General features: G+C 55.9%; 20 protein-coding genes. 2 read left to right on the top strand and 18 right to left on the bottom strand.

Annotated elements, in window-relative coordinates; genetic code table 11:
* Positions 1–25: 25 nt before the first annotated feature.
* Positions 26–436: a hypothetical protein gene (locus ACWHXT_RS04130; protein ID WP_447957354.1), complete on the top strand. Its 411-nt coding sequence runs from the start codon at positions 26–28 to the stop codon at positions 434–436.
* Positions 437–484: 48 nt separating this feature from the next.
* Here the strand turns inward: ACWHXT_RS04130 and ACWHXT_RS04125 are convergent, their stop codons facing one another.
* From ACWHXT_RS04125 to ACWHXT_RS04040, 18 genes are all read right to left on the bottom strand, one after another.
* Complete coding sequence (locus ACWHXT_RS04125; protein WP_447957353.1) at positions 485–1747, bottom strand: PQQ-dependent sugar dehydrogenase; 1263 nt, start codon at positions 1745–1747, stop codon at positions 485–487.
* 200 nt (positions 1748–1947) lie between these two features.
* Positions 1948–2706: a FadR/GntR family transcriptional regulator gene (locus ACWHXT_RS04120; RefSeq protein ID WP_447957352.1), complete on the bottom strand. Its 759-nt coding sequence runs from the start codon at positions 2704–2706 to the stop codon at positions 1948–1950.
* Positions 2707–2945: 239 nt separating this feature from the next.
* Positions 2946–3953 (bottom strand): 3-dehydro-L-gulonate 2-dehydrogenase, encoded by a 1008-nt coding sequence (yiaK, locus tag ACWHXT_RS04115; protein ID WP_447957351.1) that lies wholly within the window; start codon positions 3951–3953, stop codon positions 2946–2948.
* 141 nt (positions 3954–4094) lie between these two features.
* Positions 4095–5672, bottom strand: coding sequence for an aldehyde dehydrogenase (NADP(+)) (locus tag ACWHXT_RS04110; RefSeq protein ID WP_447957350.1), 1578 nt, complete (start codon positions 5670–5672; stop codon positions 4095–4097).
* Positions 5673–5836: 164 nt separating this feature from the next.
* Positions 5837–7351, bottom strand: coding sequence for a tripartite tricarboxylate transporter permease (locus ACWHXT_RS04105; protein ID WP_447928216.1), 1515 nt, complete (start codon positions 7349–7351; stop codon positions 5837–5839).
* 37 nt (positions 7352–7388) lie between these two features.
* Entirely contained in the window at positions 7389–7922 is a 534-nt protein-coding gene (locus tag ACWHXT_RS04100) for a tripartite tricarboxylate transporter TctB family protein (RefSeq protein ID WP_447957349.1), read from the bottom strand.
* Between the two features lie 89 nt (positions 7923–8011).
* A complete protein-coding gene (locus ACWHXT_RS04095) occupies positions 8012–8950 on the bottom strand; it encodes a tripartite tricarboxylate transporter substrate binding protein (protein ID WP_447957348.1) in 939 nt (312 codons plus the stop codon).
* A 68-nt stretch (positions 8951–9018) separates the two neighbouring features.
* Positions 9019–10359 (bottom strand): enolase C-terminal domain-like protein, encoded by a 1341-nt coding sequence (locus ACWHXT_RS04090; RefSeq protein ID WP_447957347.1) that lies wholly within the window; start codon positions 10357–10359, stop codon positions 9019–9021.
* Between the two features lie 104 nt (positions 10360–10463).
* A complete protein-coding gene (gene kdgD / locus ACWHXT_RS04085; protein WP_447957346.1) occupies positions 10464–11381 on the bottom strand; it encodes a 5-dehydro-4-deoxyglucarate dehydratase in 918 nt (305 codons plus the stop codon).
* A 252-nt stretch (positions 11382–11633) separates the two neighbouring features.
* The gene (locus tag ACWHXT_RS04080; RefSeq protein ID WP_447957345.1) at positions 11634–13142 is read right to left on the bottom strand and encodes a tripartite tricarboxylate transporter permease; all 1509 of its coding nucleotides are present in this window, start codon (positions 13140–13142) and stop codon (positions 11634–11636) included.
* A complete protein-coding gene (locus ACWHXT_RS04075) occupies positions 13142–13588 on the bottom strand; it encodes a tripartite tricarboxylate transporter TctB family protein (RefSeq protein ID WP_447957344.1) in 447 nt (148 codons plus the stop codon). Before ACWHXT_RS04075 ends, ACWHXT_RS04080 begins: the two co-directional genes overlap by 1 nt.
* Positions 13589–13671: 83 nt before the next feature.
* A complete protein-coding gene (locus ACWHXT_RS04070; protein ID WP_447957343.1) occupies positions 13672–14646 on the bottom strand; it encodes a Bug family tripartite tricarboxylate transporter substrate binding protein in 975 nt (324 codons plus the stop codon).
* A gap of 338 nt (positions 14647–14984) precedes the next feature.
* The gene (locus ACWHXT_RS04065) at positions 14985–16310 is read right to left on the bottom strand and encodes an enolase C-terminal domain-like protein (protein WP_447957342.1); all 1326 of its coding nucleotides are present in this window, start codon (positions 16308–16310) and stop codon (positions 14985–14987) included.
* A gap of 46 nt (positions 16311–16356) precedes the next feature.
* On the bottom strand, positions 16357–17925 hold the full coding sequence (garD, locus tag ACWHXT_RS04060; protein WP_447957341.1) for a galactarate dehydratase: 1569 nt from the start codon (positions 17923–17925) through the stop codon (positions 16357–16359).
* Positions 17906–19468, bottom strand: coding sequence for a tripartite tricarboxylate transporter permease (locus ACWHXT_RS04055; RefSeq protein WP_447928207.1), 1563 nt, complete (start codon positions 19466–19468; stop codon positions 17906–17908). The genes garD and ACWHXT_RS04055 overlap by 20 nt, the downstream gene beginning before the upstream one ends.
* A gap of 15 nt (positions 19469–19483) precedes the next feature.
* On the bottom strand, positions 19484–19918 hold the full coding sequence (locus tag ACWHXT_RS04050; RefSeq protein WP_447928206.1) for a tripartite tricarboxylate transporter TctB family protein: 435 nt from the start codon (positions 19916–19918) through the stop codon (positions 19484–19486).
* A 136-nt stretch (positions 19919–20054) separates the two neighbouring features.
* Positions 20055–21110: an ABC transporter substrate-binding protein gene (locus ACWHXT_RS04045; protein WP_447957340.1), complete on the bottom strand. Its 1056-nt coding sequence runs from the start codon at positions 21108–21110 to the stop codon at positions 20055–20057.
* Positions 21111–21827: 717 nt separating this feature from the next.
* On the bottom strand, positions 21828–23540 hold the full coding sequence (locus ACWHXT_RS04040) for a thiamine pyrophosphate-dependent enzyme (RefSeq protein ID WP_447957339.1): 1713 nt from the start codon (positions 23538–23540) through the stop codon (positions 21828–21830).
* Between the two features lie 224 nt (positions 23541–23764).
* Between ACWHXT_RS04040 and ACWHXT_RS04035 the strand changes: the two genes are divergently transcribed.
* Positions 23765–23905 carry a hypothetical protein gene (locus ACWHXT_RS04035; RefSeq protein WP_447957338.1) on the top strand — a complete coding sequence of 47 codons (141 nt, stop codon included), beginning with the start codon at positions 23765–23767 and terminating at the stop codon, positions 23903–23905.
* The last annotated feature ends 438 nt before the right edge of the window (positions 23906–24343 follow it).

The following is a 24343-nucleotide window of genomic DNA, read 5'->3' as shown; positions in this document are numbered from 1 at the left end:
CGTGCAGCCTATCAGGCAAGACGCCTTGTCTGATGGAGCAGCAGATAGAACACGCTCAAACAGCCCGCCAGCGAAAGCCCACGCGCTGGATCTTCTGCTGAGGCTGTTGGTAAAACCCGGCGATATGGTGTTCGCGGTGCCCTTTGGTTACTACAACCTCTTCGTCCTTTTGCATATGCACGGCGTGCGTCTCATCGGCGTGCCACGCTTGCCGACGGGCCGGATCTCGAGCAGTTGCAAGCGCTGTTCATGCGGCTCGAACGCCATATGGGCGCCACACTGGTCACGTTCGATCATAACGGCTGGGAAGCCTTCACCCCGCCGACAGGCGGGAGGTTCGGATGGGCAAAGCCGCCCGTTGAAGAAAGCGATGCGATTGAACGTCGCCTATATGCAGGATGAAAGCGTTTTGAATTTTATTCGCTCCTTTCAATGAGATCGGGCACCCGAAGGTGCCCGATGGGGTAGTTACCTTGCCAGGCGATTACTCGCTAGAGGCGTTTTGCGGTTCGATACGGTAAAGGCCGCCATCCTCTTCATCGGTGAGCACATAAAGCATGCCATCCGGGCCCTGGCGGACGTCGCGGATGCGGCCCAGGGTGTCGGCCAGCAGCATCTCTTCATGCACGATCTGGTTGTCGTCATCCAGCACGAGGCGATGGAGCTGCTCGCGGTTCAGGGAGCCCGCGAACATATTGTTCTGCCACTCGGCAACATCGCCGGTGTAGAACGCCAGCCCCGACGGCGCCATGGAGTCTTCCCAAATGTGATTCGCCGGCGTCAAGCCGGGCGCCTCACGCCCCAGGCCGATATGCTCTTCGGTGGTGTACTCGGTACCGTGAGCGATCATCGGCCAGCCGTAGTTCGCGCCTTCGTCTACCCGGTAGAGGCGGTCGCCGCCGTTGGGGCCGTGATCCACCGCCCATACTTCGTTGGTTTCCGGGTGAAGCGCTAGCCCCTGGTTATTGCGGTGGCCGTAAGAGTAGATTTCCGGGCGCAGGTTGCCGGGTTCCACGCCGATGAAGGGGTTGTCTGGATGAGCGCCGCCGTCTTCATTCAGGCGAATCATCTTGCCACCGGGGTTGGTCAGATCCTGGGGCAGGTTCTGAACGTTACGGTCGCCGATCGGGAAGATCATCGAGCCGTCGCCGGGAAAGACGATGCGCGAACCGTAGTGAGCACCAGGATGCGTACGCGGTACCTGGGTGTAAAGGGTTTCCAGGTCGGTCAGCGTAGCGTTGTCCGCGTCGATACGTGCGCGCGCCACCGCGGTTCCGGTCCCGTAACCCGGCTCGTAGGTGCTGAACGCCCGCGGGTCACCAGGGCTTGAGTAGGTGAAGTAGACCCAGCCATTGTCGGCATAGTCCGGATGCACCACGACATCCAACAACCCGCCCTGGTTGCCGCCCTGAACGGCGGAATCATCGTCCTCCTCCAAGTCGGTTTTCGGCAGGTTATCGAGCGAGGTGACGGTGTCGCCATCGATCAATTGAAGCCGACCCGGGCGCTCGGTGATCAGCATGCGACCATCCGGCAGCCAGGCCACGCCCCAGGGATGCTCCAGCCCGCCAACGACGCGCGTCACGTCGAACGTCGTCTCCTCGCTTTCCACATCCGTGGCCATGCTCTCTTCCACCACGCTGACGTCGGCCTGCGCACCGGCCGCCATCGCTAAAAACGCCGCGCCCACCGCCCACCGAAGCGGCGCCGGCTGCAGGGGCATTTTGAGTACCTTTTGGCCCGTCATGATCTACTCCTTTAGAAAAGATTAACGTGAGTTAACTAACACGATACGTTTTTAGCGTAGGGGAGCTTTGCAAAGCCCACAAATAGCGCTTTGCTAATAAAGGTGAAACCAAAAAGGCCCGCAGATCGCCGGATGAGAAAACAGCGCCGATGTTAGCGCTTACGCACGGGCCCGGCGCGAGACGCCGTGAAGGCCGCTGACTACGCCTGGTCGCGGTACTGCGCGTAGGTATCCCGCGCGCGCGTGAGATGCTGCTGCATGGCTTTTTGCGCGGCGTTACCATCGCGCGCCAAAATGGCTTCGAGTATGCGCGCGTGCTCCTTTTGCACCTGCTCCAGGTAGCGCTGAGAAGACACCGGATTGATATCGCTACTCATGAGCTTGGCGCGGGGGATCACACTTTGGCTCCACTGCTCATAGAACGACTCGAAAAACGGGTTCTTGGTTGCCTTGGCAATCGTAAAATGAAAGAGATAGTCCTCTTCCCGGGCCTGAGCATTCGCCGTATATGCCTTGATGAACCCCTGGTGCTGAGACTCCAGCGTCGCTTTATCCTGTTTATCGTGGCGTAAAGCGGCAAGCTCTGCCGCGGCAGGCTCCAGCGTCAAACGTAGTTCTAAAAGGTGTAAAATATCCTCAACCGTCGTAGGTTTAATGCGCTCTGCCGGGCGCGCCTCCACTTTGGAGGTGCGCAAAATGGTCGTGCCCACACCACGGCGTGTTTCGACCAAACCCAATGACTTGAGATGCGTAATGGCTTCCCGAATAACGGTGCGGCTCACGCCAAAGGACTCGCAAAGACTGTTTTCGGTGGGCAGTTTATCTCCTACCGCTACTTTGCCCTGCACAATCAACGTTTCAAGCTGCTCTGCCACGTGTACGGATAAACTACCCTGCTGAGGAACCTTGTTGACTTTAAATGGCGTTGTTAGAGGCGTTTGCGTGGCCATGCCCGACATCCTTTGTTTGCATTCAATAAAATGTATCGCGCCATTTTCATGAGTGTTCGATAAACAGGCACTAATTTATAATCGCATATCATCCTATCACCCGTTCCCACTAAGGCTTAAACCCTGATCCCGGCACCCCCTTTGTCGGGTGCGAATGAGTCATATTTATATAGTTTTAACTTTTATTAGAAAATCCCAAAAAACTGTTAAATATTAACCCGAACAATTAAACACCTATTTTTATAGCGCTAACCTGCAAGTTCAATAACCGACTGCCATAACTGATCGTCGATATTAATAAGCTCTTTTGCATTGCGATTATGAAACGTCGATTCGCCGGGCCACCGGACGGTGCGGCCTTGTTCTGCTGGCACCGCTGCTTTCAAGTGAGCCTGGATCCCCTCGACAATCGCATCGCAGGACGCTTTGCCTCCCAACTGGCGAGGATCGAACACCATGAATATTTGACAGCTACCGCCACCACTGCCGCGCTGGACCTTATCGATTTCGTGGCTCGGATTTCCCTGGGCCAACAAAGAGGCTAATGCATCGAGTAAGATAGCCAACCCCGAGCCTTTCCAATATCCGGTTGGCAATAATCGCCGCGTTGCCGCAATGGCTGCCGGGTCCCGGCTGAGCTCCCCGTCAGCATCGAAGCCACCATCGACGGGCAGTTGCTCGCCTTTTAACTGCGTCGTTTGAAGCTTGCCATAGGAGAACTGGGACATCGCCATGTCCAGTACCAGAGGCCCCTTTTCGTAGGGCACCCCCATGACGAGCGGATTGTTTCCCACGGATTGGGAGGTCGCTCCCCAGGCAGGCATACACGATTCGGTGTTCGTCCACATGATCGTAGCAAACCCCTGCTCGACGGCATGCCAGCCGTAGCTTCCGCCGCGCATCCAGTGGGTAGTATTACGCAAAGCCACCAACCCCATCCCGTGCTCTTTAGCTAGCTCCATGGCCCGTTCGGTGGCGTGCAAGGCGTTAGTGATACCAATGCCCATGTTGCCATCCAGTACTTCAATGGCCCCGAGTGTCTGCACGCTAGTGGGTGAGGCCGTAATATCGACAAAGCCCTGTTCTACGAACTCGACGAAACGCGGAACGCGGCCTATGCCATGGGAGTGAACACCGTCCCGGGTGCTCTCGGTGTGGATACGCGCGCAGGTTTTTGCGCACTCCTCGCTCAACCCCGCTTTTAAAAAAACGTTTTCAAGCGTGTTCAGCAAAGTTTCAAACGTCACTCTAGTCATGATCACCTCAAAACATAATACATAGTATCTTTATTACGTTAGCTTTAACACATCTACATAGCTATTCCGCCTTGGTCGCTATGATTAAAAAGGCCACCCGAAGGTGGCCTTTGAAACGGTTACACGAAGACCGCTAACCGATTACTGCTCGCGCTTGCCATCTACCAGGCGGTTCAAGCTCAGCGGGTTGCTCTGCTTGATCGCTTCGGGGAGCAGCGCATCCGGCAGATCCTGATAGCACACCGGACGCAGGAAGCGGTAAATAGCCGCCGTTCCGACCGAGGTCGTCCGAGAATCCGACGTCGCCGGGAACGGGCCACCATGCACCATGGCATCGCACACCTCGACACCGGTCGGCCAGCCATTGATCAAGATACGGCCAGCTTTGCGCTCGAGCGTGGGCAGAAGCTTACGCGCGGCCTCGAGGTCGGCGTCGTCCATTTGCAGCGTCACGGTAAGCTGCCCTTCCAGGTGCTCGGCCACCTGTTTGAGTTCCTCTGTGTCAGCACATTCGACGACCAGAGAGGTCGAACCGAACACTTCCCCCTGCAACGCTTCGCTACCCAGGAAGTCTTGTGCGCTGGTCGTAAACAGCCCGGCCTGGCACTGGTTGGGGCTATCGCCTTTTTGTCCGCGCGCTACTTCGTGAGCCTTGCCACTATCCTGCAGGTTTTTGACGCCCTTTTCGTAGGCCTCGAAAATACCCGGGGTCAGCATGGTCTGAGCCGCGCTCTCTTTGACGGCGTTGCCCGCCGTCTGAACAAACGCGTCAAGCTCTGGTCCTTTAATCGCGATCACAAGCCCCGGGTTGGTGCAGAACTGGCCCGCGCCCATGTTGAGCGACCCAACGAACGCTTTAGCCATCTCTTCACCGCGCGCTTTCAAGGCTTCTGGCAGCGGGAACACCGGGTTGATCGAGCTCATTTCGGCATAGAACGGAATGGGTTCCGGACGCGACTGAGCCGCCTTCCAAAGTGCGATACCGCCGCTACGCGAGCCAGTGAAGCCAGCGGCCTTGATACGTGCATCGCTCACCAGAGCGGTTCCCACTTCGCGACCGGAACCAAACAGTAGCGAGAAGACACCTTCAGGCAGACCGCATTTCTTGACGGCTGACTGAATGGCCCGGCCGATAAGCTCACCGGTACCCGGGTGTGCAGCGTGGGCTTTCACGATGACCGGGCAGCCTGCGGCAAGTGCCGAGGCGGTGTCACCACCGGCTACAGAGAAAGCCAAGGGGAAGTTACTGGCGCCAAATACGACCACCGGGCCAAGCGCGATGTGACGCTGACGCAGATCACTACGCGGCATGGGTTCGCGGCCGGGCATGGCCGGGTCGACCCGTACATCCAGCCACTCACCGGCACGCACGGTTTTAGCGAACAGGCGAAGCTGGCCGCAGGTACGGCCTCGCTCGCCCTGAATACGCGCCTGGGGCAGCCCCGACTCAGCAACGGCCCGCTCGATCAGCGCATCGCCTAGCGCTTCAATTTCGTCGGCAACGGTTTCAAGAAACGCAGCGCGGTCTTCAAGCGATGTTTCCCGGTACTGATCAAAAGCGTCCCAGGCAAGCTGGCATGCCTGATCTACCTCCGCTTGGGTGCCGCCTGCATAGCCGGGCTCCAGGCGTTCGTTTGTTGCGGGATTGATAGCCTGAATAGGATCACGAGACCCTTTAACGGCTTTCTGTCCGATTAACATTTCACCTGTTAAATTCATCTTGCCTCCTGCGATGAGAGTAATGTTCCTGGCTTATTTGCAATTAAACCAGGCAGCCCTTGCAAACTTTAGCTAGCACTTGCGCCTTAAAATGGCGAGTCGAAAACGGTGTCCCTCGTATGTAATCTAGCAGATCGATACTCGGTTAGATGTCTTTATAAATATTAAACATTATCGCCTTCGGTAGTGTTGCTTCGTTGATTAGAACGATAGTTTTGCCATAACGTCAGAGCAAGTAAACCAACGGCTACTACTAAAAAGGCTACGCTAATTGGCCGAGTGAAAAAAGGGGTCCAGTCGCCCTGAAACGACTGCAGCCCGCGACGCAGATTCGCCTCGGCAATAGGGCCGAGAATCAGCCCCAAAATGACCGGCGCCGTACCAAAATTATAACGATTGAGGAAATAACCCAAGACACCAAACCCGAGCATCAAATAGAGATTGAAGACATCGCCATCGACGCCATAAACACCGATAAAACAAAACACTAGAATGGCGGCTAAAAGTTGTTTTCTTGGCACCGTCAGAACACGGATAAATAACTTAATGCCCAGACACATGATCAAAAGCATGAAGACATTCGCCACCAGGTAGGCGAGAAAGATACCGTAAACGGTGCCGCTTTGATCGGCGAAGAGTAGAGGTCCAGGCGTAATGCCTTGAATCATGAGCCCGCCGAGTAGCACGGCAGTGGCAGCCTCGCCGGGAATGCCCAAGGCCAGGGTAGGAATCAGCGCGCCCCCCAGCAAAGCGTTATTCGCACTTTCGACGGACACGATACCCGGCGCGTGGCCGGTACCAAACTTCTCGGGGGATTTCGAAAAGCGCCGCGTTTGATCGTAGGCCACCAGAGACGCGATACTACCGCCAGCGCCGGGTATGGGGCCGACCACCGAGCCAGACGCGACCCCGACCAGTACGGCCTTCCAGTTTTTTAACGTTTCGATAAAACGCGGGCGGGCGATATCGATCCGGTGAGCACTCTCCTTGATGCGCTCGTTAGGGTCGTACTCAAACGCATCCTTGAGGACCTGAGAAACTGCGAATAGACCGATCAAGGCCGGCAAAAGGCTCACCCCGGTTAGAAGGGAGAGTTCATCGAAGGTAAAGCGGTTGACCCCGGTAATCGGGTCGGTTCCGACAGTGGCGATAAAAAAGCCGATAATGCCGGCGATCAACCCCTTGATGAGCGACTTACCCGCCACCGAGGCGATGATCACCAGACCGAAAACACTCAGCGAGAAGTACTCTGCCGGTCCAAACCGCAGCGCAAATTCAGCAATGGGCGGCGCCAGCAGGCTCAGTATCACCATGCTGGCGACGCCGCCAAAGAAAGAGGCCACGATTGCCAAGCCGAGCGCGCGCCCTGCTTCGCCTTTCTGCGCCATGGGGAAACCATCGAAGGTGGTGGCCACCGACGAAGGCGTGCCCGGAATATTCAACAAAATGGCGGGTATAGAACCACTGGCGCCCGCGCCGCAAAGGGCGCCGAGCAGCATGCCAATTCCCGCCACGGGGGGCATACCGAAAGTCACGGGTAGCAACAGAGCAATCGCCATCGCCGAGGTCAACCCCGGCAGCGACCCCATGATAATACCCAAAAGAGTCCCACCGGCAATGGCCAGCAAGGTACTCAGCTGTAACACCATACCCAAGCCATCGAGATAACCGGAAATCATGCAAGCCTCCTAAATATCAAGAAGTAAGAATGTCCGGTCACGATGGGAGCGGAATTTGGAAAAGTTCGGTAAACACATAAAAGATGGCGCTTGCGAGTACTACCGCAAAAACCGCAGCAGAGAGTACCGATACTCCTTTTTGCGGCGTCGATAACGTCGCCCAGGTACCGCTAATCATTACCAGCCCCATTACACAAAAAAAGGTAAATAATGATGTGCTAATAATATATCCAAGCCGCTCGAACGCTAAAATATAGGCAATCAGCAAAACGATGATAAACGACCACTGGGCGATGCTACGTACGCGCCCCGAAGCCGATGATGTTTTGTCGCCACTTCTACTATTGCTTTCCGGGCTCTTGCTTTCCTGGCTTTTCCATTCCTGAAAGTCTTTGATCAGGCAGGGGATGGCCAGGATAAAAACGAGTCCAGAAAGAAGCTTTGGAAAAAAAGCGGCAGAAAGATCACCGGGTATTTCAACGTTAGGCAGCGCTGTAGCAGCAACGAACGCACTGGCTGAAGCAATCAGTAGAAAAACATTAAATAGCGGCTTTCCAATATCACGTTCCATAATGTTACCCAGTCGCTTTTACGCCAGATCAGTAGCGCCGAAAACATCCCCGCTGGCAGGCGATGCCTGCCAGCGGGCCTCTCTCACGATTAATTTGCCAAATCACCCGCTGCTTCGCGCATGACCGCGGCGGACTCGTCGATGAAAGCATCGAGCTCGTCGCCGTAGAGCGGCGCAAGCTCGGTTCCCAGGTTGTTCGCTGTTTGCTCGTAAGAGCCGTCTTCGACGATTTGCTGAATGGCGGCCACCCACTGCTCTTTCACTTCTTCGGGCAGGCCTTTCGGACCGACGATACCCCGCCAAACGGTAAGCGTTAGGTCGTACCCGGACTCCTGGAAAGTCGGCACGTCGGGCAGGTTATCGCTGCGTTCGGCGTAGGTCGTCGCCAGGGCGTTCAAACGACCCGACTCGAGCGCCGAGCGAAGTTCTGCGCCCCCCAGCACGACGGCCTCTACGTGACCTCCCATGGCCGCAGAGATAGCTTCGGAGCCACCGGGATAGGGAATCAGGTTAAAGTTGGCTTCGGTACGGTTAGCAATAGCGTTGGCGGTAATATAGGCAGAAGAGCCCACGCCGGAAGAGCCCACACGAATGGACTCAGACGCCGCGGCCTCGGCCAAACTCTCGATATCCTGGTAGGGGCTCTCGCTACTCACCGCAATCAAGTAGGGTTCTTCAATGATCTTGGCAATGAAGTCGAAATCATCGTGGGTAAACGCGACGTTACCCATCGCTTCAAGCGTCAGCATGGCGTTGCTGGCGGCCAGCAGCGTGTAACCGTCGGCCGGCGAGGCAACGGCGCGGGACATACCCACGGCGCCGCCGCCGCCGGCGATGTTGCGAATGACCAGGGTACCGTCCAACTGCTCTTCCATTAGCGGTTGAAGCGCTCGGACGAAGGTATCGTTACCGCCACCGGCAGAGAACGGAACGATCATACTGATATTTTTCGTGGGGTAATCCGCCATTGCCTGCCCGGCGACAACAACCCCGATGGCGAGCGTCAAATTGCTTAGTAGTTTTTTCATTGTTAATGCACCTCTCACTCGGATTTAGAAGCCCAGGGTTACGTTTGAACGCCCCGGGACAGCACCACTTAGCGAACCAGCGCGGGTCGCTTGGGATCGAATGTCCAGCCATCGATCAAATACTGCATGGCGGTGGCATCGTCGCGCCCGCCTGCCGGTAAGCGGCGATAGAGCTCGTGGGCTTTTTCGATCGCTTGCATATCGATTTCCACCCCAAGGCCGGGCGCATCGGTAACCGCCACTTTGCCATTGGCGATTTCCGGCGGGTTACGCGTCAAGCGTGCATCGCCTTCCTGCCAAATCCAGTGCGTATCGAGCGCCGTCGTACGGCCTACTGCGGCGGCCCCCACCTGCGCAAACATGGCAAGCGATATATCGAAATGGTTGTTGGAGTGGGAGCCCCAGGTCATACCGTGGTCCTGGCAAAGCTGCGAAACACGCACCGCGCCGGATAGGGTCCAGAAATGCGGGTCGGCAAGCGGAATATCCACGGAACGCAGCATCAAGGCGTGCGCCATTTCACGCCAGTTAGTGGCGACCATGTTGGTCGCAACGGGCAACCCGGTGGCATGGCGGAATTCCGCCAAAATCTCGCGTCCCGAAAAGCCCTGCTCCGCGCCACAGGGGTCTTCTGCATACGCAATGACGCCATGAAGGTCCTTGCAAAGCGCAATAGCCTGCTGCAAGGACCAGGCGCCATTGGGGTCAATCGTGGTTCGCGCGTCGGGAAACGCGTTATGAAGCGCCGTCACGGCTTCGATCTCCTGCTCGCCAGGTAGCGCCCCGCCCTTGAGCTTGAAGTCCTTGAAGCCGTAGCGGTCGTGAGCGGCCTCGGCCAGTTCGACGATACGCTGCGGCGTCATTGCCGCTTCGTCGCGCTGGCGATACCAATCGTGACTCACGCCTTCAGTACCGCGCCTGAAATCCAGCGGCGTGGCATGTCCATCGCCAATAAAGAAGAGATAACCCAGCACGTCCACGCTGTCGCGCTGTTTGCCATTTCCCAAAAGCTCGGCGACGGGTACGTCCAAAAACTTGCCGAGCAAATCGAGCAGGGCCGCTTCAAGGGCGGCCACCGCATTGACGCGCAGCTCGAACGTCCAGGAGCCTTTGCCGAAATCCTCGAAGTCCGCGCTCTGACCGGCACTGTTCAAAGAGGCGACCACTGAGCGCAGCTTGCCAATCGACTGGCCAATCACACGCTCTCTGGACTGCTCGAGCGACTGCTGGATCGTATCTCCCCCCGGTGCTTCGCCCACACCCACATTACCGGCACTGTCCTTTAGGATGATCAGGTTGCGAGTAAAGTAGGGAGAGTGCGCCCCACCGATATTGAGCAACATGCTGTCGCGACCCGCGACCGGGATGACACGCATTTCGATAATGGTGGGAGTACCATGGGTTGGCATAAACACCTCTACATCAGTCTATCGTCGCGTAGACCTTTACTTATTCAATAGCGCAAGAGAAGCCCGCAAATAAAGGCGCCCCCCTTGCAAGGCGTGCCCGTTTTTTAGAGCGACTTGGCATTCTCGACCAGCTTTTTGAGCTGGCTTACCTGCGCATCGTTGGGCATGGTCAAAGGCGCTCTGACGTTACCCGCCGGGTAGCCTACGATGTCGGCACCGGCCTTGATCAGGCTAACGGCGTAACCCGGTGTGGTATCGCGCAGCGTCACAAAGGGAATGAAAAACTCGCGCGTCGCTTTACTGATAAAGTCGCTATCGCCTTGACGCAGCGCTTTGTAAAACTTGACGGCCATGTCGGGGACGAAATTGAAGACCGCCGAGGAGTAAGTGCTCACACCGATAGCCAGGTAAGCTTCCGCGATGATCTCGGCGGTAGGGACGCCTCCGACATAGGCCAAGCGATCACCGATCGTCTTGATCGTGATATTGAGCGATTGCATGTCGCCCTTGCCATCTTTCAAACCGACCAGGTTGTCACACTGCTCTGCCAACGACTTGACGGCATTGACGTTCAGGTAGCCATTGGCGCGGTTGTAGTAAATAACGCCCAAGTCGGTCGAATTACAAACGCTGGCCGCGTAATCGACGATGCCTTCTTGTGAGCACTCGGTCAGGTACGGAGGCATCAATAGAATGCCGTCGGCACCGGCGTCCTGAGCGATCTTCGCATGCTGGCGAGCAAGCTCGGCGCTCTGACCGGCACTGGCGATGATGGGAACATGGCCACCGATGGTTTCCACCGCTACTTCGACGACTCGACGGTACTCGTCAAGCGTCAAGTTGAAAAACTCACCGGTACCGCCCGCAACAAAAAGTGCAGAAACCTCATACTCTTTCAGCCATAACAGCCGCTTACGATAGCTTTCGACATCAAATTTGCCATCGGAGTCGAAGTCCGTAATAGGAAATGACAAGAGGCCATCAGCGATAGAAGCCTTGAGCGATTCTTTAGAAAAATTCATTGCGAGTCCCTTTTTGTTTATGCGGTAAGCCACCATAGCCGGCGGTGATAGGATTGACGCTCATCACCTGTGTATCGCCTATTGAGGCAACTGCGTTCAGCCATGAGGTCATATTGTCATACATCATACAAGCATTCTTCTAGACTTTAGGCTAAGGGTTAACCGTCCACCTCTATCGAGTTACGGCTCCCTTCTCATCCAACGTCTTACTATAAGAAACGCCATTCAGTGCAAGCTGATTATTTAAATGATTTATTTAGCACCTTCTTCGACAGGCATTTTCTTTTTCTTTACCGCCGAGTATACCGACCAGCATATAAAGGCCGCTATCAGGGCAAAGAACGTTGCGCTAACAGGTCTTTCCAAAAAGACCATCAAATCTCCACGGCTAATCAGCATGGCACGACGAAAGTTCTCTTCCATCATGGGCCCAAGAATGAAACCTAATAATAAAGGCGCAGGTTCGAAGCCCAGTAACAAGAAGACGCATCCCATTACGCCAAACAGTGCGACCAGCATGATGTCCATGTCGGAGTAGTTGATGCTGTACACACCAATAACGATAAACAGGATGATGGCAGGATATAAAATGGGATACGGGATTTTTAAAAGCCTTACCCATAGCCCCACCATGGGAATATTGAGAATCAAAAGAAGTACGTTGCCGATCAAAAAGCTGATGACCAGCCCCCAGAAAAGATCCGGGCTATCGGAAATCACGTTAGGCCCCGGCGTAATACCGTGTATCAAAAGAGCACCCAGCATGAGTGCCATCACCGCGTCACCGGGTATCCCCAGCGTAAGGGTAGGAATAAACGCCGATTGAGCCGCTGCGTTATTGGCACTTTCAGGGGCGGTAATCCCTTCGATTGCCCCCTTCCCAAACTTTTCCGGATTTTTCGAAATCCTTTTTTCCAACGCGTAGGCAATGAACGAGCCGATGGAGGTACCCGTGCCAGGTAGTATCCCGATCCCGGTTCCGATACCCGTTCCTCGCAACATGGGGAAAATACTCTCCTTCATATCGCGCCGGGTTGGCAAGAGTGACCGAAAGGTAATCTTTTCATCGTTTTTAACCTGAACGACTTTACCTACGTTGGCGATCACCTCGGTTACCCCGAAAATACCCATGGCGATCGCGACGATGTTGAGCCCGTCATAAAGAAACGTTAAACCGAAGGTATAGCGCTGAATACCCGTACTCACATCGGTACCGACAACGCCCAGAATCAACCCGAACACCACGGCGGCTAGTCCTTTTGCCGGCGACCCTTGTACTAGAATAGCGGCGGCTACGAGCCCCAAAAGCATCATGGCGAAATAGTCGGCGGAGTTGAAAGCCACGGCAAAATTCGCAAGCGGTGGCGCAAAGGCCGCCAGCACGATAACGGTAATGAAACTCCCCACGAAGGAAGCGATCGTGGTCATGAACAAGGCGACCCCGGCTCGCCCCTGCTTGGCCATGGGGTAACCATCGAGGCAAACGACCGAGGAAGAAGGCGTGCCGGGCAAGTTCAGCAGTATGGCCGCTGTAGAACCACCGTATTGGGCGCCATAATAGATACCCGCCAACATGACCAGCGCCGTGGTGGCCGGTACGTAATAGGTCAAGGGAAGCAGCATGGAGATTGCCGCCAGGTGCCCTACACCGGGAATGACCCCGATGAACATACCTACCGTGACCCCCAGGGCGCAGTACATGAGATTTTCGAGCGTAAAAGCAACGGATATACCAAGCGCCAAATTATTTAAAATTTCCATTAGAAACTCCAGGGAAAAAGGCGGATCGGCATATTAAGACCAACAATGAAAACGACATACGACATCAAACAAAGCGTTATGCCGATTAAAATCAGCCTGACGGGCCTGAACGCTTTCTCACTGACTCCACATATCAATACCAGCGCCATCGTGGCGATAAAAACACCGGCCGGCCTCATCAAAAGAGCAAACACCAGGATAGCGACCGTGATACAAACCAACGCTCTATAGTTGATATTGGGAAACTCGCTGGCAGTCCTTGCTGAAAACCCTATGGTCGCCAAGCCAAGAAAGCCGAGCGAAAAACCCAGAAAGCGTGGTAAATACCCCGGCCCCATATTGCGTAGTGTCCCCATGTTGTAGTCCTGTGCCTGCCAAAGCACCAGCACCGATACGATGAGACACATTAATCCTGCAAGAAAATCTCTATTGGTTATTACTCGCATGGTGCCTATCTCTTATCATCGGGGCGTAACATCCCGCTCCAAAGAGCAGGATGTATTTTTTACACAATGGATATTGATGATAATTACTGACCGATACCGGCGCTTTCGATGAAGCGCGCCAGCTCGCTTTTCTGCGTAGCCATCCACTCCTGAAGCTGCTCGGGCGAGTCGGATGGCCGGGCCTGGCCACCCTGCTCGGCGATTCTTGACTGGATCTCTTCTGTGGCAAGAATCGCGGTAAGCTCTTTTTGGAGCCGCTCGACGACCTCGGGCGGGCTACCGGCCGTTATCAAGATCCCCTGATAAGTGCCGTCCAGCTCACCTGGAAGGCCTAGCTCTCGAAAGGTAGGAATATCCGGCAGCTCTTCAAGACGCTCCTCCCCCGTTACCGCCAACGCACTCATTTGGCCGCTCAGCACGAAAGGCAGTGACGCAGTCGTACCGTTCAGCAGCATATCGCTTTCCCCCGACACTACGGCGCGGGTGGCATCGGAGCCGCCGCGATAAGCGATGACGTTCCAGTCCAGGTCCAGATGTTGAATCAAACGCTCGGTGGTGATGTGGTTGTTCGCGCCCACTCCCGAGGTGGCAACAGAAATGTCGCCGGGGTTATTGCGGGAGTACTCGAGTAGTTCATCGAAGTCAGCGAACTCGTTACGCTGAGACACCCCCAACACGTAAGGCGAGTATGACACCATGGTGACGGGCGCCAGATCATTTTCGATATCGTATGCCACACTTTCCAAAACACTGGGAGCGGCCAAAAGCGCCGTTAAATCGGAAAGAAGCAGCGTATGCCCGTTGGGTGTCGCTTTCGCAACGTAATCGGCGCCGATGTTGCCCCCCGCGCCTGCCTTGTTCTCTACGATCACGGGCTGGCCGATCGCATCAGACAGTTCCGGGGCTATATAGCGGGCGAGAATGTCAGAGGTGCCGCCCGGCGCAAACGGCACCACGATTCTTACTGGCCCCCTGAACTCCTCGGCTAACGCACTATTGGCTGCCATCACCAGGCAAAGTGAGGTGGCGCTCAAAAGTAGCTTTTTGGTTTTTTTCATCGTTCGCTCCATTTTTATTAAAATAATAGCGCTTAAGCTTTTGTTTATTTAAGACAAAAACCTTTTTTAAAGTAATATGTATTTAATCATACAACTACAAGTTAGACGTGGTTACAGCGTTTTAATATACGACTATGGTCCATACAGTTTCCGCCTGAATTATAAGTAGCATTAAAACCCAAAAAAAGGTGGGTAGAGGCGCTTCGCGACTTAGAAAATTATTTTATAAAACAGCGAATTAAAAAATAAGCGCGATGAGCGAAACAACCTTGAATGGCAAAAAAAGCAGCCTGCTTGTCAGGCTGCCCTATTGCGATACTTCTAATGCGTTATTTCACTTAGCGAGCCAGCGCCGGGCGCTTGGGATCGAACGCCCAATCGGAAATCAGATACTGCATCGCCATGGCGTCGTTGCGCTGAGTGACGGCCAACGACTTATAAAGACGATGTGCCTCCATTAGCTTCTCTCCATCGAGCTCGACGCCCAGGCCCGGCGTTTTCGGCACGGTGAGCTTGCCACCGCGAATCTGGAACGGCTCCCTGGTAATGCGCTGACCGTCCTGCCAGATCCAGTGGGTGTCGATCGCGGTAATCTCCCCCGGGCACGCCGCGGCGACGTGAGTCATCATGGCAAGCGAGATATCGAAGTGGTTGTTGCTGTGCGACCCCCAGGTCATCCCCCACTCGTTACAAAGCTCACCGACCATGACCGCACCCTGCATGGTCCAGAAGTGGCAGTCGGCCAGCGGAATATCCACCGCGTTGAGCTGAACCGCGTACTGCAGCTGCTTGAAGTCCGTTGCGATCATGTTGGTCGCGGTGGGCAGGCCCGTACGCTTTTTGAACTCGGCCATGGTTTCACGCCCGGAGTAGCTCTCCTCCTGACCGCAGGGGTCTTCGGCGTAGCTCAAAAGGTGCTTGATGGGGTCCAGAACCCGTACCGCCTCATCGAGTGTCCAGGCGCCGTTGGGGTCCAGCGTCAACCGCGCCTCCGGGAAGGCGTCGTGAAGCGCGCGGATGCAGTCGGCCTCTTCTTCGCCGCGCAGCACGCCCCCCTTGAGTTTGAAGTCCTTGAAGCCGTAACGCTCATAAGCTGCCTTGGCCAGGTTGGCGACCGCATCCGGCGTCAGCGCCTCCTGGTAGCGCACCTCGTCCCAGGCATCCGCCGGCGCCGTGGCCTTCGGATAGGGCAGATCGGTTTTATCCGCGTCGCCCAGCAAAAACAGGTAACCCAGCGCCTCGACCTCATCGCGCTGGCGGCCGTACTGACCCAAAAGATCCGCCACCGGAAGCCCTACCGCCTGGCCATAAAGATCGAGCAGCGCCGACTCCAGCCCCGTAATGACGTGAACCGCGACGCGCAGATCGAAGGTTTGGCGGCCGCGCTCTTCGCGACCGTTTTTGGCCAGTGCCACCCGGGCGTTATTGAGCGTCTGCTTGAAGCCGTTGATGCTGGAGCCTTCGACGATATCGCGGCACTGCTCGAGGCCCTTGAGAATGCCCTCGCTGGACGGAATCTCGCCCACGCCCTTGTTACCGGCATCGTCTTCAAGAATCACGACGCAGCGAATGAACCAGGGCGCGTGGCCACCGCTCAGGTTAAGCAAAAAGCCGTCGTAACCAGCGACGGGTACGACCTTCATTGAGGTAATTTTTGGCAACATGACTATCGACTCTCTTTTGACCAGATTAAATGTATCGATGCGCTATCTAGGTGACCGGCGCCGGGTTAAACAGTACCAGGTCGTTGTGGATGCCCAGCTTATCGGCCGAGGCCTGTTTCCGGCCGCTGGCCACATCCAGAATCAGGTGGAAAAGCTCCCAGCCGACATCCTCGATACTGACCTCGCCGGTGGCGATACGCCCCGCATCCAGATCGATGATGTCGTGCCACCGGCTTGCCAGGTGCGAGTTGGTCGCCACCTTGAGCACCGGCACCATGGCAAGCCCGTAAGGCGTGCCCCGCCCGGTGGTGAATACCTGCATATTCATGCCCGCGGCTAGCTGTAGCGTGCCGCAGATAAAGTCGCTGGCCGGCGTTGCCGCAAAGGTCAGCCCTTTTCGCCGCAGCCGCTCGCCCGGGCCAATCACGTCGACGATGGGCGAGTTACCGGACTTGATCACCGAGCCCAACGCCTTTTCGACCACGTTGCTCAGACCGCCCTTCTTGTTACCCGGCGACGGATTGGCGCTACGATCGGCCTGGCCCTGTAGCAGGTAGTCATCGTACCAGGCCATCTGGTCGATCAGCGCCTGGCCAACGGCTTTATCGATCGCCCGGGGCGTTAGAAGATGGATGGCGTCGCGCACCTCGGTGACCTCGGAAAACATCACGCTACCACCGGCACGCACGATCAAATCCGTGGCAAAGCCCACCGCCGGGTTGGCCGTCACCCCAGAAAAGGCGTCGCTGCCGCCACACTGCATGCCCACCACCAGATCTGATGCCGGGCAGGTTTCGCGGCGGCGCTTGTTCAAGCGCTCGAGGTGACGCTCGGCCATGGCGAGAATGCCATCGACCATCTCGCCAAACCCTTCAAAGCTTTCATCCTGAAGGCTCAAGACGTTGGCCTCGGGGTCGGCGGCCTCGGTATTCTCGTAAATCCTTACCGGGCGGTCTTCAAGTAGCGTCGAGGGCTGAAGCTTTTCGCAGCCCAAGCCAATCACCATGATCTCGTTGCCGAAATTGGGGTTCAGCGCGATATTTTTCAGCGTGCGAATGGGCACGATGGCCGCCGGTGCGTTGATCGCAACGCCGCAGCCGTAGCTGTGATTGAGCCCGACTACATCGTCCACGTTGGAATAGCGCGGCAAAAGCTCGCGCTTGATACGCCCTACCACGTACTCAACGGTGCCCGCTACGCACTGCACGCTGGTGGTGATACCCAGTACGTTCTTGGTGCCCACGCTGCCATCCGGGTTACGAAACCCCTCGAAGGTATAGCCCTCGAGCGGCTCGGACGCCGGCGGCTCCCGCGTGGCCAAGGGTAGCTCGTCCAGGCCCGGGGCCGTGGGCAAGCGCACGTTGGTTTCATTGACGTGGCCGCCGCGCTCGATCGCCACCACCGCCGTGCCGATCACCTCGTTGTAGCGAATGACCGGGCTGTCCTGCGCAATCGCTTTTAGCGCCACCTTGTGGCCCTGAGGGATCGGCATCGTCGTCGTGCACTCGTCGTTGATACTGACGCCTTCGGCCAGCCCCCCGTGTTCGATCACGATAGCGACATTGTCGTTGGGATGAACCTGAATGACGCGGGAATTAGTCGTTAGTTGAGTCATGCGGCTTTCCTGAATCGGTGGTCGAACGGCCTGGCATCTGGCTAAGCTCCATCTTCTGCCGGGCTCGCGACTTGAACCCCATGGCGATGGCGAAGACCACGGACGCGGCAATCAGCGCCCAAAGCACCATCGCAATCGGGCTTTTGGTAAAGAAGATGCTATAGGTGCCGAAGGATTCGAGGCTTTTGACGAAATAGACCTCCGCCTGGCTGCCCAGAATGAACCCGATGATCAGCGGCGCGACTTCGAGGCCGATTTTTTGAATCAAGTAGCCCAACACGCCAAAGATCAGCAGTGTCCAGACGTCGAACATGATGCCGTAGTTGATGGCATATGCCCCGACCACACACATCATCACGATGAGCGGGTAAAGAATATGCTTGGGCACCATGACCACCTTGGCGATATGCTTGATGGCAAAGAACATCAAGAAAAACATCACGAAGTTGGCCAACACCAGCGCGACCATCATGACGTACCAGGTGTCGTGGTTTTCCGGAATGAATAGTGGCCCTACCTGAATACCCTGCAGCGTAAAGGCGCCGATCAACACGGCAGTGGTCGAGTCGCCTGGAATACCCAACGACAGAAGCGGAATGAGCGCACCGCCGGTTAACGCATTGTTCGCCGATTCCGAAGAAATCAGGCCCTGGGGCGCCCCTTTACCCATTTGCGAAGAGTCCCGCGCCAGGTTCTTTTCCTGGGTATAAGCAAGGACCGAAGCAGCACTCCCCCCAACGCCTGGCAGCATGCCCACGAAAGTGCCGATAAACGAGGAGCGTGTGAGGTTGGTCAGGCTGCCCTTGAACACCGACAGCGAAAAAGCGCTCTCCTTGCCAATCTTGACGCGCTCGCCGGCAACGTCCCGCTTAACGCCTTTTTCGGCTTCAAGCAAAATGGTCGACACCCCGAAAATACCGATGAGTACCGGCAGTAACGAGAAGCCCTCGAACAGGTACGGCTCCATGAAATCGAGCATCAGCCGGGTATGGCCGTTGCCGCCGTCCGAAATACTGTAATCGCCGATCAGGCTCAACCAGACGCCGATCACGCCGCTGAAGATGCCCACCAACATACTGTTGGAAAGTGAGGCAATCACGGAGAGCGCCAGCAAGATGATCAGAAACTTCTCCACGTAGGAGAATTTGATCGAGAAATCCGCAAGCAAAGGCGCAAACAAAAAGAGCACCGCGGCGCTCACCAATCCACCTACCAGCGAGGCAATCACGCAGATACGCAGCGCTTTTTCGCCTTCGCCTTTTTGAGCCATGGGGTAGCCGTCAAAGGTCGTGGTAATCGATGAGGGCGTGCCGGGTATATTCAAAAGCACCGCCGGCACCATCCCGCCGGATATACCGCCGACATAAAGCCCCAGCAGCAGCGCTAAGCCGTGGTTCAAGCCCAGCGCGTAGGTCAGCGGTAGACAGACGGCCACGGCCATGGTCGCCGTCATGCCGGGGATCGCCCCAAAAATGATACCGACCAGGGTGCCAAAGCCAACGAGTAAAAAGAAAGAGAAATCGAGGAACGAGAGAAATTCCATGGCGCTACCTTCGGGTCACGGCAAGGTGATAGTAAAGAGCTTGGCGAGTACGAACCAAACCAGCGTAGGCGCGACGACGGCATTGACGGCGACGATGAGGAGGGCTTTTTTGGTCCACTTATGCAGATAAAGCAGCGACATGAGCAGCACGAACGCCATCGAGACGAACAGGAAGCCGTAGCCCGTATACGGAAACAGGTTGCCGACCACGTCCATCAGGTAGAAATAGGCGATGATCAACGCGAAGGTGCCAAAAAAGCGCCCGTTATCCCGCGACTCACCAAGGATGGGCAGCGTACGCTCCCCGCGCTTGACCGCCGCCATGAAGGGCACCACTCGAGTAACCAGGATCACGGCAAACAGGATGCCCAAAATCCAGTGAACGAGAGTGGGAAAATATAAGTGCGATGTTTCGAAATCGATCGAAACACTCAACAGATCTGACGCCATATCTGCTCCAGACGTATGAACTCGGCGCACACACTGACAGCGGCGGTGGGCGCGTCGATGTGCTTGCCCCGGGAAAGGAAAGGAGAAGCTGACGGCAGCCCGCCGCCAGCGCCTGACCGCTTAGTTGACGTTATTCTTAATTGATATTGCTGATGATCTCTTCGTAGCGGGTCATTTTCTCTTGCAGGTACTCCGACGCCTCTGCAGAGGGCTTGAAGTCGGGGATGAAGAACGCATCGAGCTGTGCCTGTTGAATGTCGCCTTCGTCATAGATCTCGGCGAGCGCCTCGTCGATCTGGTCGATGATGCCTTGATCCATGTCCTTGTTGTAAAGGAAGAAGAACTCTTTATCGAAGGTAAAGCTCTGGTCATCGCCCATGGTGACGTTCACGTTGGGTTCGACGTATTCAAGGAGCTGCTCGCGCGTGGTTTGACCAAGCCCCTCTTCCGGCGCCTGTTCGATCGTATCCTGGCGCGCCGTCAGCCAGATGAAGCGCATGGCTTTCTGGTCGCTCTCGGGCAAGCGCGTGTACTGCTCGTTGGCCTGAACGCTGCCGTTGATGACATCGGCCTGGCCGTCGAACAGTTGCTGGTTCTTGTCGGACTGGGAGCCGGTATTGATCGCGACCAGGTTCTCTTCCTGACCCGGATGTTCGATAGCGATCGCGTTCTTGAGCGCGCTGTAGCCGATCTCGGAGACGCCGCCGGGCTGAATGGAGACGCGAACGGTTTCACCACTGCCCACCGCTTCGATGATGTCATCAATCGTCTGGTAGGGTGAATCCGTGGGCACCAGGTAGGCGTTGCCAGGGTTGATGGCGATGGTCGGCCCGATGGTGTACTTCTCGAAAATATCGTCGTACCCCTGTACGCCATACAAGTAGCCAAGGTAAGACTGATCATGAAAGATCATCAGGGTGTTGCCCCGAGAGTCCCTATCCAGGGTGCGAAACGCCGAGCTTGCGCCGACCGCATCCACCTTCATGTTCACGCCAAGGTGCTCGGCCAAACGGTCTACCACAATGCTGGCATTTTGGTAGGTATCGCCGCCGGTCGAGGTCGAACCGATCACGACGCGCACGTTGCCTCGAAGCTCGGCGTCCTGGGCCATGGCAAAGCCAGCATTGAGGGTAAGACCCACCATGGCCGCGGCCACGCTTGCACGCATGAATGTCTTTTTGGATAGCAACATAAGCTTACCTTTTGCGTTGATTGTTGGTTTTCTACGCTTTGAAGGCCGTTACGTTTTGTTTAGCGACACTTCAAGGCTTCAGCCGATCATTGGGCGCACTCGATGTACCATTCAAGGCATGAATAATAATACATCATACAAATGGAAGGTTATGGATAAGCGTGGGGTACGGCAAGCTAAAACCACTAAAGCAAGACCAAAGTTTAAACGGGCAAAGAAACCTTTCTACATTAGGCTACGCTTTTAAATTTATAAAAACGTCAAAGGTACTTTGTAAAAAACACAAGGCAGGTCAAGGGGAAAGCGCTGAATCTATCCAATACTTAATTTGATAAGGGCTAGGGTCTGTCTGAAAAGTCGACGAGCGAAGACAAGACAAGGCAAAAATTGGCGAAAAAACGGAGTTTACATGTGTAAATGAGTATTTTGAGCCAATTTTTAACGCCGTATTGTCGAGCGCAGGCACTTTTCAGACAGAGCCTAAAGCGGTAGCCTCTGGGAGACACCTATAGGCTTACCGCTGACCTCCCCTTTGAGCATCGGTACGCGGTGGCCCAATAACCAACACTTTGGCAACGCGAAAGTCCCGTAAAAACCTTCCAGTCGAAAATTAGAGAGCATGCGCAGCCGCAGCGTTTTATCGTTTGATTAGGCATTTTAAGGCGTGGTCAGCCCGGTGGTCACCTTGCGCGCACCGGGCTGAACGCATCTTTTAGACTAACGTTTCAAAAAGTTGCTCTTCACCAGATGCACGACCTCGTCCATGCGCCCGCTCAGCACGGCCTTGGCCGAGTAAAGCGCGGTCGCGCCCACCTGCCCCGCCGCTACCTTGGGCGGCATGACCAGCTCCATCGGGTTGGTCATGACATCCAAAAGCGCGGGGCCGGGCTGGTTGAGCCACTCGGTGATCGCGCCCTCCAGCTCGTCCTCGCGCTCCACGCGTTTACCCCAAAGCCCAATGGCGCTGGCCACTTCGCCAAAGTTGGGGTTTTGAAGCTCGGTGTAGGCGTCCAGCATTCCCTCGACCTTCTGCTCCAGTTCGACGAAACTCAGCGACTGGTTGTTGTAGACCACGATCTTGAGCGGGATTTTGCGCTGGACCAGCGTCAGCAAGTCGCCCATCAGCATCGAAAGGCCGCCGTCGCCACACATGGCGATGACCTGACGATCCGGATAGGCCAGTTGAATCCCCAGCGCCTGCGGATAGGCATTGGCCATGGTGCCGTGTTGCAAACTCGAAAGCGTGCGCCGCTCTTTGGAAGCGTGAATATGGCGCAACATCCAAACGTTCACACTGCCTGTATCGGCAGTGAACAGCGCGTTGTCGTTGCTCAACCGGTCGATCGCAAGCGTTAGCTCTTGGGGATGAACGGTTTTTTTATCTTTCGTGTCGTGGGCCGACTTCTCGAGAGACTTCTTGTAGCGCTTCAAGCACTTGTCGAGCCAAGCGGAATGACTATTGGGCTGGACGGTCTGGTTCAGCGCCTCGCAGGTTTCGGCAATACTGCCAACGATGCCGACATCCACCGGGTAGCGCTTGCCGATCTGGGTGGGCTCGTGATCGACCTGAATGATGCGCGCGCCTTCCGGGTAGAACTGGGCGAAGGCGAAGCTGCACCCGAGCAGCAACAGCGTGTCGCACTCTGCCACCGCGTGATAGCCCCCTTCCAGCCCATACACGCCGGTCATCCCGACCTGGTAGGGGTTGTCGTACTCGATGTAGTTCTTGGCCCGGGAGGTCCAGGCGATGGGTGCTTGAAGCTTTTCAGCCAAGGCGATGACCTGCTCGCGGGCGTCCTCGCAGCCGGCGCCGGCAAAGATCGTGATCTTGCCGCCTTTATTGAGCTCTTGAACGGCGGGCACGAGCGCCTCGGCGCTGGGGCGAATCGAGTAGTCGAAGGTGTGCGTTTTAAAGCTCAATTCGCCGGCGGGCTGTTGCGTCATGACGTCGCCGGGAACGATCAGCACCGCTACACCGCGCTTACTAATGGCCGCCTGCGCAGCCATGGCCGCCATGCGCCCGGCCTGTTCGGCGGACACCACGGTTTCGCAGAACACGCTGCACTGCTTGAAGATGTGGGATTGATCCACTTCCTGGGGGAACTGGCTGCCGATTTCGCCCAGCGCAATGTGGCTTGCGATCAGCACCACCGGCGCGTTGTTGCGGTGGGCGTCGAAAAGCCCATTGACGAAGTGCAGGCTTCCCGGCCCGCAGGAGCCAGCGCAAAGCGCGAGCTCGCCGGTCATGTACGCCTCGCCGCCAGCGGCAAAGCCCCCCACTTCCTCGTGGCGCACGCCGATCCACTCGATGTCGCTTTGTCGAAGCGCGTCGGTGAAGTGGTTGAGCGAGTCCCCCACGACGCCGTAACAGCGCTTGGCACCGGCGTTTTGCAGCGTATTGACCAGTATCTCGGCGACATTCGAACTCATGGACGACTCCCTTCGCAGCGTTGATGTGATCTCTTAGCTTAGCCCTGAACCGGGGTTTTGCCGAACGCACGGACGTTCTCTTTATGCTGCAATGCAACAAAGCTGCTATACTAGGGGTCTATGACCGCGGTTAGAGGTCCAAAACCGCGGTGACGTTGGCTTGCACTGGTTCAGTGCCGGCTTTTAGGGCAGAGCCTGGTGATATAACCTGCAGAGGATTCAACATGAGCTTATCGACATCCGGTGCTTGCCTTGATCAGGAAGTACTCGCCTTTTGGCAAGCACAGGCAGTCTGGCAGTACGCCGCCAGCGAAGGGATTGCCGAATATACCGACCAATCAAGCAGCTCCAAGGGGTTGGGCTAGGCTCTGTCTGAAAAGTGCCTGCGCTCGACAATACGGCGTTAAAAATTGGCTCAAAATACTCATTTACATATGTAAACTCCGTTTTTTCGCCAATTTTTGCCTTGTCTTGTCTTCGCTCGTCGACTTTTCAGACAGACCCAGCACTCGATCGTAATACCACATCCTGCTTTTCCCGCTGCTTCGGCAATAGGTCGTGACGCATTGGCGTTAAAGCAAGAAACTTCATTAAAGAAACTTTATTAAAGAAGCTTCGCTAAACCGTTAGCGCAATGTGCGACGCCTTGTAAGCATTTGCTTACAAGGCGTCTTCTTTTGTCTATGTTTTTATAACCAGCCTTATAGACCGCCAAAGCGATACGGGCACTGTTTGTTCATTGACACCCTACACTTGAATACATGAAAGCACTTGGCTGGTTATCCAAGCAAATAAAAAAGTTA

This window comes from Vreelandella halophytica (assembly GCF_968193635.1).
The sequence above is the reverse complement of the archived record's forward strand: the minus strand, read 5'-3'. Positions and strand labels throughout refer to the sequence as shown.